1 protein-coding gene is annotated in these 1,040 nt (G+C 63.3%); it reads right to left on the reverse strand.

Annotated elements, in window-relative coordinates:
- Positions 1-1,040, reverse strand: a 1,040-nt coding sequence (locus EOC06_RS42750) for a HAMP domain-containing protein (protein ID WP_245469723.1), incomplete at both ends; no start/stop codon positions are given.

A 1,040-nucleotide genomic window follows, 5' to 3' on the forward strand; every position in this document is an offset into this window, starting at 1 on the left:
GCCCAGGCCGACGAGCGCTGCGCCTGAACCAGGTCGGTGATGTCGTCGACCGTCACGACATAGGATTTTTCCTCCGAGCCGTCGTCGCCGGCCTCGATGGTGATCTGCACGTTGAAGGTCCGCTCGGCACCGGCGCGGTAAAAGGTCACCTGCTCGCGATAGACGGGTTTGCCGGACTTGCGACCGATCTCGAAGACGCGGCCGACATGCGGCAGTACGGCGGAAAGATTCTGCCCAAGGGCTGCGCTGGCCGAAATCGCCAGCATCGCCTCGGCCGAGCGGTTGACGATGGTGACGATGCCGTAGGGATCGACGCCGATGACGCCGGCGGTAACGCCGGCAAGCACGGCTTCGGAGAAGCGGCGCCGTTCGTCGATCAGGTCCTTGGCCGACAGGATCTCATTGCGCTGCGATTTAAGTTCGAGAAGCATCTTGTTGAACGTATCGCCGAGCGACGCGACATCGCCGTCCGAAGGCCTGACGGGAACGGCTACGTCGAGATTGCCGGTCGCGACCTCGTCGGCGGCGCCGATAAGCTGGCGAATGGGCCGCACCAGACGGTCGGCGACCGCAATGCCGGTCCAGATCGCGGACAGGATGATGATGAGCGTCAGCGACAGATAGGGCAGCGCGAAGGCCACCTGCGAGGTACGGCGGTTATCTTCCAGCCCCCGATATTCGTCGGTGTTGGACCTGACGATCTGCCGTGCCTTGATCACTTCGGGATCGACGAGCCGAATGGTGTAGAGATAGAGCCCTTCGATCTCCCGCAGCTTGACGATGGCGCCCATGATGTTGCGCGTTTTCGGTTCGATCAGCACCGGCTTGCCGTCGGCAGCGCTGGCCACCGCGCCTTCCGGCGGCTCGGGCATGGCGAACTCCGTGTCGGTCTTGGCGCTCATGACGAAAGAGCCGTCCGGCTTGATCAGCGCCGCATGGGCCAGCGATCTCCCCACGGCTTCCTTGTTCATCAGGTCGAGAAAGCCGGTACGATCAAGGCCGTAGAGTGTGCGCGACGCATCGAGATCATAGGCCATGGA

Source organism: Mesorhizobium sp. M7A.F.Ca.MR.362.00.0.0, from assembly GCF_004023175.1.
GTDB lineage: Bacteria > Pseudomonadota > Alphaproteobacteria > Rhizobiales > Rhizobiaceae > Mesorhizobium.